Source organism: Aminobacter sp. BE322 (genome assembly GCF_050433525.1).
Classification (GTDB): Bacteria; Pseudomonadota; Alphaproteobacteria; order Rhizobiales; family Rhizobiaceae; genus Aminobacter.
Genome location: NZ_JBNPXB010000004.1, coordinates 180842 through 195371 on the forward strand (window position 1 = coordinate 180842; position 14530 = coordinate 195371).

A 14530-nucleotide genomic window follows, 5' to 3' on the forward strand; every position below is an offset into this window, starting at 1 on the left:
ATGGATGAAGATGCCGACTCCGATTTCTGCTGCGACGCTCTACGAGCGGCCACGGCGGAGCTTCCCGAGCCGGCATCTCCGACCATTTATGTGTCAGAAGATGAAGTTCTGATGATGGCTGTGGGGCTCGTCGAGACCGAGGAAGGTCTGGGCTTCATGGATCAAGCAGTGGCGTACTGCCCATTCTGCGGTACCCACATTCAGGACGTGGAAGCTCTAGCCAAAGAGGCGCGGCAATAATGGCCGAATCATTCAAATTCGAACTGGTCTCGCCCGAGCGTCTGCTCGTTTCGGAGCAGGTCGAGTCTGTCGTCATCCCCGGTTCGGAAGGCGAGATGACGGTCATGGCCAATCATGCGCCGCTGATGACCACGGTCAAGCCGGGCGTCGTGACGGTCAAGACCGCCGGCGGCAAGGAAGAGCGCTACGTGGTGTTCGGCGGCTTCGCCGACATCGTGCCGGCCGGCTGCACGCTGCTCGCCGAATCGGCGACGGCGGTGAAGGACATCGACCGCGCCGAACTGCTGCGCCGCATCCAGAACGCCCGCGAGGATGTTACCGACGCCAAGGACGACGGCGCTCGTTCGAAGGCGGAAGCCTATCTGAACCACCTTTCGACGCTGGAATTGGCGATCTAAAGCTTTTCGAAGTTCATCGAAAGAAAAAGCGGGGCGTTGCCTCGCTTTTTTGCTATCTAGGTCCAAGTCATCCTTGGGGGCATAGATGGCAGACAGCATTGCTTCGCGATCAGTGTGGACAACTGCACTGATTTCGTTCGTTGGCGGCCCATTCGCCGGATTTCTTTGGATAGGGCGCGGCTTGGCGGCCATATCCTGCCTCCTGCTGATCAGCGGGCTGGGCGTTGTGCTGTTGTACATTGGCTTCCCGGTATTTCCGGGTACGCGATTGAACGAAGCTCTGGCGAGCTACTCTTCTCTCCTTGCGGGCCTTCTCTGGAGCGGGCTTGTCGTGCCATTTGCCGGGCGCTCGATACCGGACAAGTGGTATTCCCATGGCGCGTCGGTTCTATTGCTGGCTGGTGCAGTGGGCTTGGGCGTTGCCCTTGGGGTGCGGACATTCCTGTTTCAGCCACTGTCAATGGCAGCGATGAGCATGGCTCCGAACGTGGAGCAGGGCGACTATCTGCTTGCGACCAAAAATGCCTATGGCTACGGCCTCTTTATCGAGCTGGTTGACAGCTGGCCTGCAGAAGAGCGTTGGTTGGCCGAGCAGCCGCAACGTGGCGATGTCGTTATTTTCAGGTCTCCGCTCAATCTCGAGGCGGACTACATCATGAGGGTGGTGGGGCTGCCGGGCGAAACCATTCAGATGATCGACGGGGTTCTGCATATAGACAACGTACCCGCCGCCCTCGAGCCTGACGGGACCTACGAGAACGCCGAGATGTTGGATCGGCCGATTGTCCGCCAGCGCGAGACGTTGCCCAATGGCGTTTCCTACAAGGTCTTGAACATCTCCGATGACTCGATGGGGGATGATACGGCGCCGGTAAAAGTCCCGGCGGGCCAATATTTCATGCTTGGCGACAACAGGGACCTTTCTGCCGACAGCCGGTTCGAGTTAGGCACGGTTCCGTTCGACTATCTCCGAGGCAGGGCAGATCGAATATTCTGGAACGTGCTTGGAAACGACTATACCGCTCGCCAAAAGTTGGCCGCAGGGCGGTGAAGAGACGCAATCACGGTCACGCGGACTTGCCTCCCCACTTCGACAGGGCGTCGGCAAGCGCAATTGTCGTGCGCGGCCGGGCGCGCGCCTCGGTCGGCGTGGCGGAAAATCGCGGGGCAGGCGCCGGTTGCACCAGGCCGTCGAGTTCGACCAAGCTCTTGCGCGCAACGAGGTGCGGATGTTCGGCCGCTTCCCTCATGTCGAGTACCGGCGACACGCAGGCGTCGGAATGTTCGAGCAAGGCCAGCCACTCCGCTCTCGGCCGGGTGCGGAGGCGTGCCGCGATCCTCTCCCTGAGCGCCGGCCAGTTGCGCGGATCGGCGCGCAGGGCGTGCGTCTCCTCCTCCAGTCCGATTGCAGCGCGGAACAGCTCGAAGAACTGCGGTTCGATCGGCCCCACGGCAATGAAGGCGCCGTCTGAGCATTCATAGGCGCCGTAGTAGGGCGCTGCGCCATCCAGGAGGTTGGAGGCCCGCCCCGGTTGCCACCAGCCGGCCGCGGCCATGTCGTGCATCATCGCCATCAATTGGATCGCACCGTCGCAGATGGCGCAGTCGACGACCTGGCCCGCGCCGGTGCGTTGCGCCGACCAGAGTGCCGCCAGCATGCCGGCAACGAGGAACATCGAGCCGCCGCCGAAGTCGCCGACGAGATTGAGCGGCGGCAGCGGCCGTTCGGCAGGGCCGATCGCCGCGAGCGCACCGGTGATGGCAATGTAGTTGATGTCGTGGCCGGCATGGGGCGCGAGCGGGCCGGTCTGGCCCCAGCCGGTCATTCGCCCGTAGACCAGGCGCGGATTGCGATCGAGCAGCGCGTCCGGCCCGAGGCCGAGGCGCTCCATTACTCCGGGCCGGAAGCCTTCGATGAGGGCATCGGCCTCGTCGATCAGCCTTCGCACCATTTCCGCATCGTCGGGATCCTTCAGGTCGGCTTCCACCGTCGGGCGGCCGCGACCGCAGATCGGGTCTGGCGGAGCGGCCTCGGCGCCCGGTCGGGCGATGCGGATGACTTCGGCGCCCATGTCGGCGAATTGCATCGCCGCGAACGGCGCCGGCCCAAGCCCGACGAACTCCACGATGCGCAGGCCGACGAGCGGCCCCTTGGCTGGTCTCGACATCTTCGCTACTCCCTGCGGCAGAGGCTAGCGGTTCGCGAGGGAACCTGTGAAGCCTGCCGCGGGGATATCAAGCGGATTGCATGCCTAGGTTTGCGAAGATGCGGTCTTCCACTCGGCATAGAGATGCAATCCCTCGTCCGGCCGCACGGGGACATAGGCGATCTTCATCGACTGCTCGGCCACAGGTTTCGCCAGATCGGCATAGATGGCGGCGGTGGACAGGCCGAAAGGCTCGCCGTCATCGTTCGAGTAGGCATAGGCCACCTCGGCGATGCCGGCCATGCGCATCGCGGCCATGCACATCGGGCAGGGATTGCCGCTGGCATAGACCGCGCAGCCGTCGAGCCGTGGCGAGCCCAGCACCTGGCTCGCCGCCCGCACCGCGGACATCTCCGCATGTGCGGTCGGGTCGTTGGTCGAAGGCACCTCGTTGACGCCGCTGGCAATGACCTCACCGTCCTTGACGACCACGGCCCCGAACGGACGGCCGCCCCTTGCGATGTTTGCGCGCGCGAGTTCGACCGCCTCGCAGAGAAAGCGCTCCACCTTGTCCATTGCGATCCTCCTCAGCGTGCGCCGGCGGCGACCAGTATCTTCTCGATCTCCGAATAGCCGCGGTTGCGGGCATTCTGAAGCGGCGTGAGGCCGTCGCCGTCGGGGATGTTGACGTCGGCGCCGGCGTCGACCAGCAGCTTGACGATCGCAACGTGCCGCGGGCCGCCGTCGGAAAGCACGATGGCCTCCATCAGGGCCGTCCAGTTGAGATTGTTGCTGTGGTCGACGTCGACCCCCGCCTCGATCAGCGTCTGCACGGTCTCGACATGTCCCCGCTCGGAAGCCGGAATGAGCGCGGTGCCGCCGTAGCGGTTGGTGCTCTTGAGGTCCGCGCCGTTGGCCAGCGTCATGCGCAGGATTTCCAGGTGGCCGCGCGCGCCTGCATAGAGATAGGGGCTGTCGTTGATGTTGTCCTTGGCGTTGACATTGGCCCCGGCCTCGATCAGCACCTTTGCGGCCTCGACCTGGTTGGCGTGGGTGGCGATCAGCAGCGCCGTGCGGCCTGCGTCGTCCTTGGTATCGATCTTGGCACCCTTGGCCAGAAGTTGCTGAATGGAAGCGGCGTCGCCTTTTTCTGCCGCCTGATACAGTTCGCGCTCGAGCATATCCCCTCCTGCCGATGCCGGTGAAAACCACGTCAGGATGACGATCAATGCGTAAAGGAATGTAGATAGTGTCTTAGGCATCTTTGTCCTTCCTGACTCCAACTGCCGCTGTCGACGCTTGCCATGACGGCGGCTGCACAAACGCCGGCCATGCCGGCTGCGAGGTCGCTTCGCCTGCTGGCGGCCAGAGCCTGGCAACGACCTTCAAGCCAAATAGGGAGCGGCATGGCCATTTCAAAATTAAATGTCCCGATGAGATATATTTGGAATCTGAATGTCTTTCCGATGATCTCGGGCCTCTTGGTGCCGATCGATGGCGGCGGCTTCAGCGGGTCGCGTGGTGACCTGAGAGCACAGGGTGCCGGGGGGAAGGTCTGGGGGGCTTCCCGATACCCGATCGGTGGAGTCGTCACCGCGGGCGCCTTCGTCCCAAAATGGCAGGCCGCCCACAGGTTGGCATGACACCGCAATCATAACGTGCAATGATCCGGGCGGTGGAGGCCGAAAAGCTGGCTTTCTCGTCATATTACGACGTGAAATCAAATCTGTACGGGCACACGCGACGATGCATGGCGCCGCCTCAGCGTTTGACATACAGTCGCGCGAATCTCAGCCGGGCGGGGGTCAGCGGCAACTCGACATACGGAACTCGGTGGTGAAGGGCATAATCCTGGCCGGCGGAAGCGGAACCCGGCTGTATCCGGCAACGTTGGCGGTATCGAAGCAGATATTGCCCATCTACGACAAACCGATGATCTACTATCCGCTCGGCGTCCTGATGCTGGCGGGTATCAGGGACATATTGATCATCTCGACGCCACGCGACCTGCCGCAGTTCAAGCAACTGCTTGGCGACGGTTCGGCCTTCGGCGTGGCGTTTTCCTATGCCGAGCAGGCTGCGCCCAACGGCCTTGCCGAAGCCTTTGTCATCGGGCGCGACTTCATCGGCGACAGTTCGGTCGCGCTGATCCTGGGCGATAACATCTTCTATGGCGACGGGCTGTCGGAACGGTGCCGCGAGGCGGTCGCCCGCGAACGCGGCGCCTCGGTTTTCGCCTACCAGGTCGACGATCCCCAGCGTTACGGCGTGGTTGCATTCGACCGCACCAGCCGGCAAGCCCTGTCCATCGAGGAGAAGCCGGCCGAGCCACGCTCCAACTGGGCAGTGACGGGCCTTTATTTCTACGACAATTCGGTGGTCGACATCGCTTCGTCGATCAGGCCGTCGGCGCGCGGCGAGCTGGAGATCACCGACGTCAATCGGGCCTATCTCGACAGGGGCCAACTGCACGTCGTCCGCCTGGGTCGCGGCTATGCGTGGCTCGACACAGGCACCCACGACAGCCTGCACGAGGCGTCGTCCTTCGTCCGCACCATCGAGCACCGCCAGGGGATCAAGATCATGTGTCCCGAGGAGATCGGGTTCGAACTCGGCTGGCTGACCGAAGCCGAGGTCATGCAGCGGGCCGCCGTGCTGGGCAAGACGGACTACGCGCGCTATCTCGAACGTCGGGTGCGGGAGATCACGCATGGTTGAGGTGCGCAGCCTCGGCCTCGACGGGGTCCTCGAAATAGTGCCGCCCAAGTTCCAGGATGAACGGGGTTTCTTCTCCGAGACCTGGAATGCCGAAAAGCTGGCGCAAGCCGGCGTTGAAATCGACTTCGTGCAGGACAATCATTCGTATTCGGCCCCACGCGGCGTGCTGCGCGGATTGCACTTCCAGACGCCGCCCTTCGCGCAGGACAAGCTGGTGCGCGTGCTGCGCGGGTCCGTCTTCGACGTGGCGGTGGACATCCGCAAAGGTTCGCCGAGCTTCGGCCGATGGGTGGGCGTTACCCTCTCCGAAAAGAAATGGAACCAGATCCTTGTGCCGAAAGGGTTTGCCCACGGCTTCGTCACGCTCGAGCCCGACACCGAGGTGGTCTACAAGGTATCCGCGCCCTATTCGCAGCCGAACGACCGCTCGGTCCGTTTCGACGATCCGGATATTGCGATCGACTGGCCGGTTCCCGCCGCGGAGATGACCGTGTCGGCGAAAGACGGCGCGGCGCCCCGCCTCTCCGAAATCGAAACCGGATTCGTCTACCCGTGAAGCAAGAAGTTCAAACGGTTCTCGTCACAGGCGGCGCAGGCTTCATCGGCTCGGCCGTGTGCCGGCATCTGGTTGCCGGCGGCGGCTACCGGGTCGTCAATCTCGACAAGCTGACCTATGCGGGCAACCTGGCCTCGCTGCGCGACATCGAAGGTCATCCGAACTACGCCTTCCATCGGGCCGACATCTGCGACGCCGATGCGATCAGGCATATCCTCGCGACCGAGAAGGTCGACAGGATCATGCACCTGGCGGCCGAGAGCCATGTCGACCGGTCGATCGACGGGCCGATGGAGTTCGTGTCCACCAATGTCGTGGGCACGGTCAGCCTTTTGTCGGCGGCGCTCGATCATTGGCGCGGGCTGGATGCCGGGCGGCGGGAGAACTTCCGCTTCCACCATGTCTCGACCGACGAGGTGTTCGGCGACCTGCCGTTCGATTCCGGGGTGTTCAGCGAGGAGTCGCCCTATCGGCCGTCGTCGCCCTATTCGGCGTCGAAGGCGGCCTCCGACCATTTCGTCCGTGCCTGGCACGAGACCTACGGCCTGCCGGTGGTGCTCTCCAATTGCTCCAACAACTACGGTCCCTACCATTTCCCGGAGAAGCTGATCCCGCTGGTCATCGCCAATGCCCTCGACGAACGGCCGCTGCCCGTCTACGGCAAGGGCGCCAATGTGCGCGACTGGCTGTTCGTCGAAGACCATGCACGGGCGCTCGAGGCCGTCATGACCAAGGGCCAGGTCGGCGAGAGCTACAATATCGGCGGGCGTGCGGAACGCACCAATCTGGAGGTAGTGGAGACCATCTGCACGCTGCTCGATGCGCGCCGGCCTCGGAGCAACGGCAAATCCCATCTCGAACTCATAGCCTTCGTCACCGACCGTCCGGGCCATGACAGGCGCTATGCCATCGATCCCACCAAGTCGGAGCGCGAGCTCGGCTGGCGACCGCAGGAGACTTTCGAATCCGGCCTTGCCCACACGGTGGACTGGTATCTCGAAAACGGCTGGTGGTGGCGGCCGATCCGCGAGCAGCGTTTCGACGGGGCGCGTCAGGGACTGGTTGGCGCCCAGTGAAGATACTCGTCACGGGGACATCCGGCCAACTCGCGCGCGCTCTCGCGGCCCGTGCCGCGCCGGCCGGCGCCGAGATCGTTTGTGTCGGCCGGCCCGATCTCGATCTCGAAGACCCGGCAAGCTTCGCGCCAGTCCTGCAGTCGGTTGGCCCCGACCTCGTCATCAATGCTGCCGCACACACGGCGGTCGACCAGCAGGAGGGCGAGCCCGATCGTGCGTTCAGGATCAATGCCGAGGCGCCTGCCGAATTGGCGCGGCTGACGCATTTGCGGCGCATCCCTCTCGTCCAGGTCTCTACCGATTACGTCTATGACGGCAGTTCCCCGCGTCCTTATGTCGAGGCCGACCCGACCAATCCGCAAACGGTCTACGGCCGCAGCAAGCTAGCGGGAGAAGACGCCGTCCGGGCCGGCAACCCGGATCACATGGTGGTCCGGACGGCATGGGTGGTGAGCCCCTATGGCCACAATTTCGTCAAGACGATGTTGCGCCTTGGACAGACCCGCGAAAGGCTGCAGGTGGTGGCCGACCAGTTCGGCAATCCCACGGAGGCGCACGACATCGCCGACGGTCTGCTTGCCGCGGCCCTGGTCCGGCGCCGCGAAGGCCGCTTTCCGCAGGGCCTCTACCATCTCGCGGGGCAGGGGCGCGCAAGCTGGTACGAATTGGCGCGGCACGTGATGGCGACGAGCAAGGCTCTTGGCGGCCCCTGGGCCGAGGTCGAGCCGATCGGCAGCGACGCGTGGCCGGCGAAGGCGCCGCGACCGGCCAATTCGGAACTCAGTTCAGACGCCTTCCATCGCGACTTCGGCTATCGTGCGGGCGAGTGGCGGGAGAGGGTCGAAGGAGTGGTGAGGGTACTGACTCTTGGTCTCCTCGTGCTAGCTGGAGGCATTTAAGCAGTGGTTGCCTTGAATGAGATCGGGTCTGATCTATCACGCCTCGGTGTGAAGGTGGCGTTCGCGATCCACGCCTACTATCCTGATGTTTTTGAAGAAATACTATCCTATCTGGCCGATCTTCCGCTGAACAAGAAGTATTTTGTTACAACTGTCGCCGAGCATGAATATCGAATCCGCAGGGCTCTTCAGGCTTCCGGCCAGCCTTTTCAGCTGGACATCGTGACAAATCGCGGGCGCGATGTCCTGCCCTTTTGGAGGATCTATCCGGGAATTCGTACCGAGAATTTTGAATATATCATAAAAGTTCATACTAAGAAATCTCCTCATTTGAAAAATGGAAGTAAGTGGCGTGATTCTATATTGGCGAATTTGATTTCGCCGGAAGCATTTCTTGCAAATTTTATTGCCTTCAAGGACGATGCTGGATTAGGAATAATTTGCCCTGAGGGCTTCTATCTGCCAATCGAGGCGCATCTTGGTCCCAACGAGGATCGCGTTCTTTCAATCGCCTCCCGTCTCGGGCTGACCAGAAGCGAGGTCCATCAACAGGGGTTCTGTGCGGGAACGATGTTTGCTGCGCGAGTCTCCGCGCTGGATCCTTTGCTGCGCCTCAAATTTGACGATCAGGAGTTCGAGCAGGAAGCGGGTCAAGTTGACGGAACACTGGCGCATGCGTTGGAGCGTTGCATGACCCTAGGAACTGTTCGAAATTCGATGCGGGTGGCCGTCACTTCAAACCCGACTGCGACTGCTCGGTTCAACTCGGCGGCAGAATTTGCTGGGACGCTCTTTGAAGGGGCTTCGCAACCGAGGTTCCTGGCCCAAGTCAGGGAACAGGGTCGAAAGCTGGAAAGAAAAGTGCGTCACATGATACGCGGCAGGCGGCCGGCGGGGACGACCGTTGATCAGGTGAGTGTTACAAGAGACGGAGATGAGAGCGATCCAAGTTTGGCCGGCCAAGCCTTGCCGGTCCAAGGCAACGAGGCGCCATGAAATTTGACCTCGACATCATCGTCGTCACCCATGACAGCGGGGCGGTGCTGCAGGCGTTCCTGGGCAGCGTTCCCGACGTCGTCAGCGTCATCGTCGCCGACAATGCGAGTACGGACGACACCGTTGCGGTGGCGCGCGCCGCGGGGGCGAAGGTCGTCGAGATCGGTGAGAATGTCGGCTATGGCTGTGCGTGCAACATCGGGGCGGCTGCCAGCGACGCTACCTTCCTCATGTTCGCCAATCCCGACATGCGCTTCGAACCAGGCGCGATCGAGGCTTTTGTCGCAGCCGCGGCGGCATTTCCCAACGCCGCCTTCAATCCGCGCATCTATTCGGGCTCACGGCGGAGGTTCCGGAAGTGGTCGCGACTGCTGCCGGCATCACAATGCTGGCGCGGCTCTCCGCCGGATGGCGACTGCGTGATTCCGGTGTTGCACGGTTCGTGCATCTTCATGCGTCGCGATCATTTCGAGATGGTGGGCGGCTTTGACCCGAGGATCTTCCTGTTCCACGAAGATGACGATCTCAGCCTGAGGCTGCGGGAGGCTGGTGTCGAACTGCGCCTCGCCGCAGGCGCCATGGTCGACCACGCCGAGGGCAATTCGAGCCTGCGGTCGTCTCGTTCGGGCCGTATCAAGGGCGAGGCCATGGGGCGATCCTTGGTCTATGTCATGAACAAGCATCATCTGCGGCTCGATGTGCCGGCCGAGCGCCACAAGGCATGGCTGAAACTACTGGCGCCGCATGTGCTGCTCAACGGCGCGCGCCGCGAGAAACTGCTCGGCTTCCTGCACGGACTGGGGGGCGGCCCGATGGACCAGATCGGGAAATAGCCATGAAGCCGCAGTCCGGCGCACCTTGGCGCGAGCAATATTCGCTGTCCCGCTGGCTGTGGGCGGCGTTGCGCCGCATTGCGCGCCCTGGTGGCTGGCGATCGGCACGTACGGCTACTCGCGGCCTGCATGATTGGCACGTCGACAACGCGCTGGGCCGGTATCCGGCGAAGGATTTCGTGCCGATAGCCTCGGTACCTCCGCCGCCCACCGACGTTCGACTGGTCGCCTACTATCTGCCGCAGTTCCACCCTATCCTGGAGAACGATGAATGGTGGGGCAAAGGCTTCACCGAGTGGCGCAACGTTGCCCGCGCCTTTCCCGTCTACAAAGGGCATTACCAGCCTCGGTTTCCCGGAGAACTGGGCTACTATGACCTGCGCTTGCCGGAGGTGATGCGCCGGCAGGTGGAGCTTGCCAAGCTCTACGGCATTTCGGCCTTCTGCTTCCATTTCTACTGGTTCGGTGGAAAGCGGCTGCTCGAAAAGCCGCTGGATCATTTCCTTCAGGCTTCCGAGCTCGATCTGCCGTTTTGCCTGTGCTGGGCCAATGAAAGCTGGTCGCGCAGGTGGACGGGCCGCGAGCAGGACGTGCTCATGGCCCAGCGGCATTCACCGGAAGACGACATCGCCGTCATCCGCGACCTAGACAAATATTTCCGCGACCCCCGCTATCTCAGGATCGACGGAAAGCCGGTCCTGACGATCTACCGGGCCGGGCTGTTTCCGGATCTTGGGGGCACCGTTGCGCGATGGCGGGCCGAAATGGAGCGGATGGGCTACCCCGGCATCTATCTGGTTGCGACCAACGCGTTTGATTTCTCCGGTCACGCGGGTCACGGCTTGGATGCCTTGTCGGAATTTCCGCCGCATGGCGTCAGCACGCCCAACATAGAGGGGCAGCTTGCCGTCTCGCCTTCCCGGACAGGCGGCCGCATCCGCAGCTATGGCGACGTGGTGGCGGCGGAGACTGCCAAGCGGACGCCGGCTGGCGTGATCCATCCGGGCGTCATGCCTGCCTGGGACAACAGCGCGCGGCGCCCGACCTCGGCCCAGATCTATGACGGGTCGACCCCAGACCTATTCGAGGGCTGGCTCGCCCATGCCATGCGTCGCGCAGCTGCGAACCCCGCCGGTGAAAGGCTGGTTTTCGTCAATGCCTGGAACGAATGGGGCGAGGGGGCCTATCTGGAGCCCGACCTGCGATACGGCTACGCCTATCTCGATGCCTGCGCATCCGCCATCAGGGACTACGCCAAGTAGCAGCCATTGTTCGGGGCATACATCCCCCCGCGTGCCTGGCCAAATGGTGGGCCACGAGGCGCGATTGTAGCCGAGCGAGCGCCCGTGTATCATTTCGACCGCCGGTTGTCGAACGCCGCATGCCGCGGCCCGGCCTGGAGGAAACGGCCATGTTACGTGCAATTACGCTTGCATTTGCCTTGTCAATTTTCCCCGCTACCGCCTTCGCCAATTCCTGTCCGACCATCATGGCCGCAATCGATGCGGCGCTGCCGTCGGCAAAACTTTCCGAGGCCGACATGACGAAGGTCAAGGAGTTGCGCGCCCAGGGCGAATCCCTGCACCAGTCCGGCGATCACGCCGGCTCGGAAGCTGCTCTCAACGAAGCCAAGAAGTTGCTCGGCATCTAGGCGTCCCCGCCCTGAGCTCGTTTCGTGCCGTGGTTCGACCGGGTGCGCTTCGGTCGAGCCAAAAGCCTGTCCGCGCATGTGGATGAACGCGGCCCGTTTCGGGTCAGATGCGGTTTCTGGGAGAGATGGCGGAGAAGGAGGGATTCGAACCCCCGATACCCTTGCGAGTATGCCGCATTTCGAGTGCGGTGCTTTCAACCACTCAGCCACTTCTCCGCAGCGTGGTCGGCCTTGCCGGCGCGGCGCACTAGATAACGGCTGATCGCCGATCGCACAAGGCCAAATCTGCGTTTCGTCGCGGCATCTTTTGCCGCCTCGAAGAGTTGTACGGCGGAAGCCATTTCATTGCCTCCACTTACGCTGTGTGCTCCATGGGGCGAGCGCGCTCGCCTTGATCGACGGCCCGTTGCATGCGGATCACACCGAACATGCTGGAGGCGCCACAGTCGGGGCGGCCTGGCATGCGAGCGCGCTTTTGCCGCCGCTTGCCTTGACTTCGCGACAACCATCGGTTACGGGACGCCTGCATTCGGCGTGGAGGGTTCTCTGCGCCGCTTGTTTTTTGAACCCGCAACGACTGACAAAAAGACGGCCCGGACCACACAGTGATCCAACAAGGCCGACCGAACAGCGAAAGGCATAAAATGTTCGCAGTCATCAAAACGGGCGGCAAGCAGTACCGCGTCGCCGCCAATGATGTGATCAAGATCGAGAAGGTCGCCGGCGTCGCCGGTGAGACCGTGGAATTCGTCGAAGTGCTCGCCGTCGGCGAGGGCGACAAGGCCGAGATCGGCGCGCCCTTCGTGGCCGGCGCCGTGGTTACGGCGGAAGTGGTCGAGCAGGGCCGCGCCCCGACGGTCATCGCCTTCAAGAAGCGTCGTCGCCAGAACTCGCGCCGTGCTCGCGGCAACCGCCAGCATTACACGGCGGTCCGGATCGCCGAGATCCTGACGGGCGGTGCCAAGCCTTCGAAGAAGGCGGCGGCGAAGACCGAAGCGGCAGCTGAAGAAGCCGCCGAGAAGCCCGCGAAGAAGGCAGCGCCGAAAAAGGCTGCAGCCGTCGCGGAATCAGAGTAATAGAGCGACTGAAGGAGTACACCAATGGCACATAAGAAAGCTGGCGGTTCGTCGCGCAACGGTCGCGATTCTGAGTCGAAGCGCCTTGGCGTGAAGAAGTTCGGCGGCGAAGCCGTGATTGCGGGCAACATCATCATTCGTCAACGCGGCACCACCTGGCATCCCGGCGTCAACGTCGGCATGGGCAAGGATCATACCCTTTTTGCTCTCGAAGCCGGTGCCGTGTCGTTCGCCAAGAAAGCCAACGGCCGAACCTACGTGTCGGTAAACCCGATGCCGAAGGCCGCGGAGTAGCCGGTTCCGCACTACAACACCGGCGCCCCATCTCGGGAACCGGTGTCTGGCCAAGCCAGGAAAAGGATCAGGGGAGATGGGCCGCCATCTCCCCTTTTTCTTTTGCCTGGAGGACTGAAATGGTTGCCGAGAAGGAAGATTTCGAAGACGAAAGGCTGTCGATAGACTGCCCCATATTGCTGACGGAGCGGCTCGTCCTGCGTCCGCCGCACGAGGACGACATCCCCGAACTGGTGCAGCTCGCCGACAACCGCCACGTCGCCGAAATGCTGTCGCGCATGCCGCACCCCTATGGCGAGGCCGAGGCGCGCGCCTTCCTGTCGATGGCGCGGGCGCGGCGCGGCGGCGCCGTCTACGCACTGACACTTGCCGACAGCGGTGCCTTCGTCGGCTCCGCCGGGCTCAACGCCACCGACCGTGGCCTCGAACTCGGCTACTGGATCGGCGAGCCCTACTGGAAGCGCGGCTATGCCACCGAGGCTGCGCATGCGCTGGTCGATCTCGCCTTCCGGGCGACCGACGCCAACGTGCTCAACGTCTCGTGCCGGGTCATCAATCCGGCTTCGCGGCGCGTTATCCACAAGTGCGGCTTCCAGTATGCCGGCCAGGGCATGCTGAATTCGATCGTCGCCGGCCAGGTGCCGGTCGAGCGCTATCGCCTCGACCGCAAGACCTGGGCGAGCCTCAGGTCGTGGGCGCGCTTCTAAGGTGACGTTCGTTCAGGCGAGTTCGACCCATACCGGCTGGTGGTCGGAGCCGTCCGCATCGGTGTCGATGCGGACGGATTTGACCTTCGCCGCAAGGTCGGCCTGGACGAAGGCGTAGTCGATGAGGCGGGTCTTTTCCGGATGGTTCGTGTCGCTCCAGGAGACCGATCCGTCCGGAACGCCGCCTGCCAGCGCAAAGGCGTCGACGGGGTGATGGGCGACGATCTGTGCACCTTCCACCGGGTCGGGAACGCCGGTCATGACGAGGTGCTCGGGCGAGCCCGGCACCATGTTGAAGTCGCCCATGAGCACGAATTCCTCGGGGCAGGGGAGCTCGGGGAAGCCGTATTCGGCAGCACCGGTGATGGCGCCGCCTTCCATCGCAAAGGCGTAGACCCGCTCCTTGAGGTGGCGGATCTGCAGAATCCGCTCCTCCTGACTGACGTGGTCGACATGTACCGAATAGACGCGCAACGGACCGGAAGGGGCCATGATGAGCGCCTCGAGTGCCGAGCGCTGCAGGTTGCCGCGGCCGATCCGCCGGCTGCGCGGCAGAAGCAGGTTGCGCGACGCCACGATCGGCCAGCGCGACAGGACCATGTTGCCGAACTGCAGGCGCTTGTTTGCCGGCTTGCCATCGTCGCCGACCATGCCGAAGTCGATATCCATGGCGACGCCGTAGACATGGAAATAGTCGGGCAGCAGCCGTGCCAGCCCTTCGACCATGTCGGCCATGTTGTTGCGCATGAAGTTGCGGGTCACCTCCTGCAGCGCGACGATGTCGGCACCATGGACGGCGCGCGCGATGCGCTCGAGGTCGTAGCGCCCGTCGCGGCCGACGCCATATTGGGTGTTGTAGGTGACCAGCTTCATCGACTTCCCCTCAATGCGCGGCAAAGCTGTCCGCGCCCAATCCGCTCTCGCCCTTCGCCGCGCCTT

General features: G+C 63.0%; 19 protein-coding genes and 1 tRNA gene. 14 read left to right on the forward strand and 6 right to left on the reverse strand.

The annotated features are described in order from the left end of the window. The 3 genes from J2X50_RS08945 to lepB all read left to right on the forward strand — a co-directional run bounded on the left by J2X50_RS08945 (position 1) and on the right by lepB (position 1689). Positions 1 to 240 carry a hypothetical protein gene (locus J2X50_RS08945; protein WP_429094060.1) on the forward strand — a complete coding sequence of 80 codons (240 nt, stop codon included), beginning with the start codon at positions 1 to 3 and terminating at the stop codon, positions 238 to 240. Continuing rightward, complete coding sequence (locus tag J2X50_RS08950) at positions 240 to 638, forward strand: F0F1 ATP synthase subunit epsilon (RefSeq protein ID WP_429094062.1); 399 nt, start codon at positions 240 to 242, stop codon at positions 636 to 638. The genes J2X50_RS08945 and J2X50_RS08950 overlap by 1 nt, the downstream gene beginning before the upstream one ends. Positions 639 to 723: 85 nt before the next feature. Continuing rightward, positions 724 to 1689 carry a signal peptidase I gene (gene lepB / locus J2X50_RS08955; RefSeq protein WP_429094064.1) on the forward strand — a complete coding sequence of 322 codons (966 nt, stop codon included), beginning with the start codon at positions 724 to 726 and terminating at the stop codon, positions 1687 to 1689. Between the two features lie 16 nt (positions 1690 to 1705). Here the strand turns inward: lepB and J2X50_RS08960 are convergent, their stop codons facing one another. From J2X50_RS08960 to J2X50_RS08970, 3 genes are all read right to left on the reverse strand, one after another. Next, complete coding sequence (locus tag J2X50_RS08960; protein WP_429094066.1) at positions 1706 to 2806, reverse strand: CaiB/BaiF CoA transferase family protein; 1101 nt, start codon at positions 2804 to 2806, stop codon at positions 1706 to 1708. Positions 2807 to 2890: 84 nt separating this feature from the next. Next, positions 2891 to 3361: a nucleoside deaminase gene (locus J2X50_RS08965; protein ID WP_429094068.1), complete on the reverse strand. Its 471-nt coding sequence runs from the start codon at positions 3359 to 3361 to the stop codon at positions 2891 to 2893. Positions 3362 to 3372: 11 nt separating this feature from the next. After that, on the reverse strand, positions 3373 to 3966 hold the full coding sequence (locus tag J2X50_RS08970; protein ID WP_429094070.1) for an ankyrin repeat domain-containing protein: 594 nt from the start codon (positions 3964 to 3966) through the stop codon (positions 3373 to 3375). 655 nt (positions 3967 to 4621) lie between these two features. Between J2X50_RS08970 and rfbA the strand changes: the two genes are divergently transcribed. From rfbA to J2X50_RS09010, 8 genes are all read left to right on the forward strand, one after another. Continuing rightward, positions 4622 to 5503, forward strand: coding sequence for a glucose-1-phosphate thymidylyltransferase RfbA (rfbA, locus tag J2X50_RS08975; RefSeq protein WP_429094072.1), 882 nt, complete (start codon positions 4622 to 4624; stop codon positions 5501 to 5503). Then, on the forward strand, positions 5496 to 6059 hold the full coding sequence (gene rfbC, locus J2X50_RS08980; protein ID WP_429094074.1) for a dTDP-4-dehydrorhamnose 3,5-epimerase: 564 nt from the start codon (positions 5496 to 5498) through the stop codon (positions 6057 to 6059). The genes rfbA and rfbC overlap by 8 nt, the downstream gene beginning before the upstream one ends. After that, entirely contained in the window at positions 6056 to 7135 is a 1080-nt protein-coding gene (rfbB, locus tag J2X50_RS08985; RefSeq protein ID WP_429094076.1) for a dTDP-glucose 4,6-dehydratase, read from the forward strand. Before rfbC ends, rfbB begins: the two co-directional genes overlap by 4 nt. Next, complete coding sequence (gene rfbD / locus J2X50_RS08990) at positions 7132 to 8034, forward strand: dTDP-4-dehydrorhamnose reductase (protein ID WP_429094078.1); 903 nt, start codon at positions 7132 to 7134, stop codon at positions 8032 to 8034. The genes rfbB and rfbD overlap by 4 nt, the downstream gene beginning before the upstream one ends. A gap of 12 nt (positions 8035 to 8046) precedes the next feature. Then, a complete protein-coding gene (locus J2X50_RS08995) occupies positions 8047 to 9030 on the forward strand; it encodes a rhamnan synthesis F family protein (protein ID WP_429094080.1) in 984 nt (327 codons plus the stop codon). Beyond that, on the forward strand, positions 9027 to 9863 hold the full coding sequence (locus J2X50_RS09000; RefSeq protein WP_429094082.1) for a glycosyltransferase family 2 protein: 837 nt from the start codon (positions 9027 to 9029) through the stop codon (positions 9861 to 9863). Before J2X50_RS08995 ends, J2X50_RS09000 begins: the two co-directional genes overlap by 4 nt. 2 nt (positions 9864 to 9865) lie before the next feature. Further along, positions 9866 to 11125, forward strand: a complete 1260-nt coding sequence (locus J2X50_RS09005) for a glycosyltransferase WbsX family protein (protein WP_429094084.1) — start codon at positions 9866 to 9868, stop codon at positions 11123 to 11125. Positions 11126 to 11274: 149 nt separating this feature from the next. Then, on the forward strand, positions 11275 to 11514 hold the full coding sequence (locus tag J2X50_RS09010) for a hypothetical protein (RefSeq protein ID WP_429094086.1): 240 nt from the start codon (positions 11275 to 11277) through the stop codon (positions 11512 to 11514). Between the two features lie 126 nt (positions 11515 to 11640). Here the strand turns inward: J2X50_RS09010 and J2X50_RS09015 are convergent. After that, positions 11641 to 11730, reverse strand: a tRNA-Ser gene (locus J2X50_RS09015). Then, on the reverse strand, positions 11709 to 11855 hold the full coding sequence (locus J2X50_RS09020; protein ID WP_429094088.1) for a hypothetical protein: 147 nt from the start codon (positions 11853 to 11855) through the stop codon (positions 11709 to 11711). The genes J2X50_RS09015 and J2X50_RS09020 overlap by 22 nt, the downstream gene beginning before the upstream one ends. Positions 11856 to 12158: 303 nt before the next feature. Between J2X50_RS09020 and rplU the strand changes: the two genes are divergently transcribed. The 3 genes from rplU (at position 12159) to J2X50_RS09035 (ending at position 13591) form a co-directional block, all read left to right on the forward strand. Further along, entirely contained in the window at positions 12159 to 12590 is a 432-nt protein-coding gene (gene rplU / locus J2X50_RS09025) for a 50S ribosomal protein L21 (protein ID WP_347966367.1), read from the forward strand. Positions 12591 to 12614: 24 nt separating this feature from the next. Then, positions 12615 to 12884, forward strand: a complete 270-nt coding sequence (gene rpmA / locus J2X50_RS09030) for a 50S ribosomal protein L27 (protein ID WP_429094090.1) — start codon at positions 12615 to 12617, stop codon at positions 12882 to 12884. Positions 12885 to 13003: 119 nt separating this feature from the next. After that, positions 13004 to 13591 (forward strand): GNAT family N-acetyltransferase, encoded by a 588-nt coding sequence (locus tag J2X50_RS09035; RefSeq protein WP_429094091.1) that lies wholly within the window; start codon positions 13004 to 13006, stop codon positions 13589 to 13591. A 12-nt stretch (positions 13592 to 13603) separates the two neighbouring features. On the opposite strand, the gene J2X50_RS09040 is transcribed toward J2X50_RS09035, so the two are convergent. After that, complete coding sequence (locus J2X50_RS09040; protein ID WP_429094093.1) at positions 13604 to 14464, reverse strand: endonuclease/exonuclease/phosphatase family protein; 861 nt, start codon at positions 14462 to 14464, stop codon at positions 13604 to 13606. Between the last annotated feature and the right edge of the window lie 66 nt (positions 14465 to 14530).

What these genes read in the sequence shown, in the direction of transcription:
- J2X50_RS08970 (WP_429094070.1), bottom strand. Translation starts at nt 3,966, where the DNA reads ATGCTCGAGCGCGAACTGTATCAGGCGGCAGAAAAAGGCGACGCCGCT.
- J2X50_RS09010 (WP_429094086.1), top strand. Translation starts at nt 11,275, where the DNA reads ATGTTACGTGCAATTACGCTTGCATTTGCCTTGTCAATTTTCCCCGCT.
- J2X50_RS09040 (WP_429094093.1), bottom strand. Translation starts at nt 14,464, where the DNA reads ATGAAGCTGGTCACCTACAACACCCAATATGGCGTCGGCCGCGACGGG.
- rpmA (WP_429094090.1), top strand. Translation starts at nt 12,615, where the DNA reads ATGGCACATAAGAAAGCTGGCGGTTCGTCGCGCAACGGTCGCGATTCT.
- J2X50_RS09035 (WP_429094091.1), top strand. Translation starts at nt 13,004, where the DNA reads ATGGTTGCCGAGAAGGAAGATTTCGAAGACGAAAGGCTGTCGATAGAC.
- J2X50_RS08960 (WP_429094066.1), bottom strand. Translation starts at nt 2,806, where the DNA reads ATGTCGAGACCAGCCAAGGGGCCGCTCGTCGGCCTGCGCATCGTGGAG.
- J2X50_RS09000 (WP_429094082.1), top strand. Translation starts at nt 9,027, where the DNA reads ATGAAATTTGACCTCGACATCATCGTCGTCACCCATGACAGCGGGGCG.
- rfbC (WP_429094074.1), top strand. Translation starts at nt 5,496, where the DNA reads ATGGTTGAGGTGCGCAGCCTCGGCCTCGACGGGGTCCTCGAAATAGTG.
- J2X50_RS08950 (WP_429094062.1), top strand. Translation starts at nt 240, where the DNA reads ATGGCCGAATCATTCAAATTCGAACTGGTCTCGCCCGAGCGTCTGCTC.
- J2X50_RS09005 (WP_429094084.1), top strand. Translation starts at nt 9,866, where the DNA reads ATGAAGCCGCAGTCCGGCGCACCTTGGCGCGAGCAATATTCGCTGTCC.
- J2X50_RS09020 (WP_429094088.1), bottom strand. Translation starts at nt 11,855, where the DNA reads ATGGCTTCCGCCGTACAACTCTTCGAGGCGGCAAAAGATGCCGCGACG.
- J2X50_RS08965 (WP_429094068.1), bottom strand. Translation starts at nt 3,361, where the DNA reads ATGGACAAGGTGGAGCGCTTTCTCTGCGAGGCGGTCGAACTCGCGCGC.
- rplU (WP_347966367.1), top strand. Translation starts at nt 12,159, where the DNA reads ATGTTCGCAGTCATCAAAACGGGCGGCAAGCAGTACCGCGTCGCCGCC.
- J2X50_RS08945 (WP_429094060.1), top strand. Translation starts at nt 1, where the DNA reads ATGGATGAAGATGCCGACTCCGATTTCTGCTGCGACGCTCTACGAGCG.
- lepB (WP_429094064.1), top strand. Translation starts at nt 724, where the DNA reads ATGGCAGACAGCATTGCTTCGCGATCAGTGTGGACAACTGCACTGATT.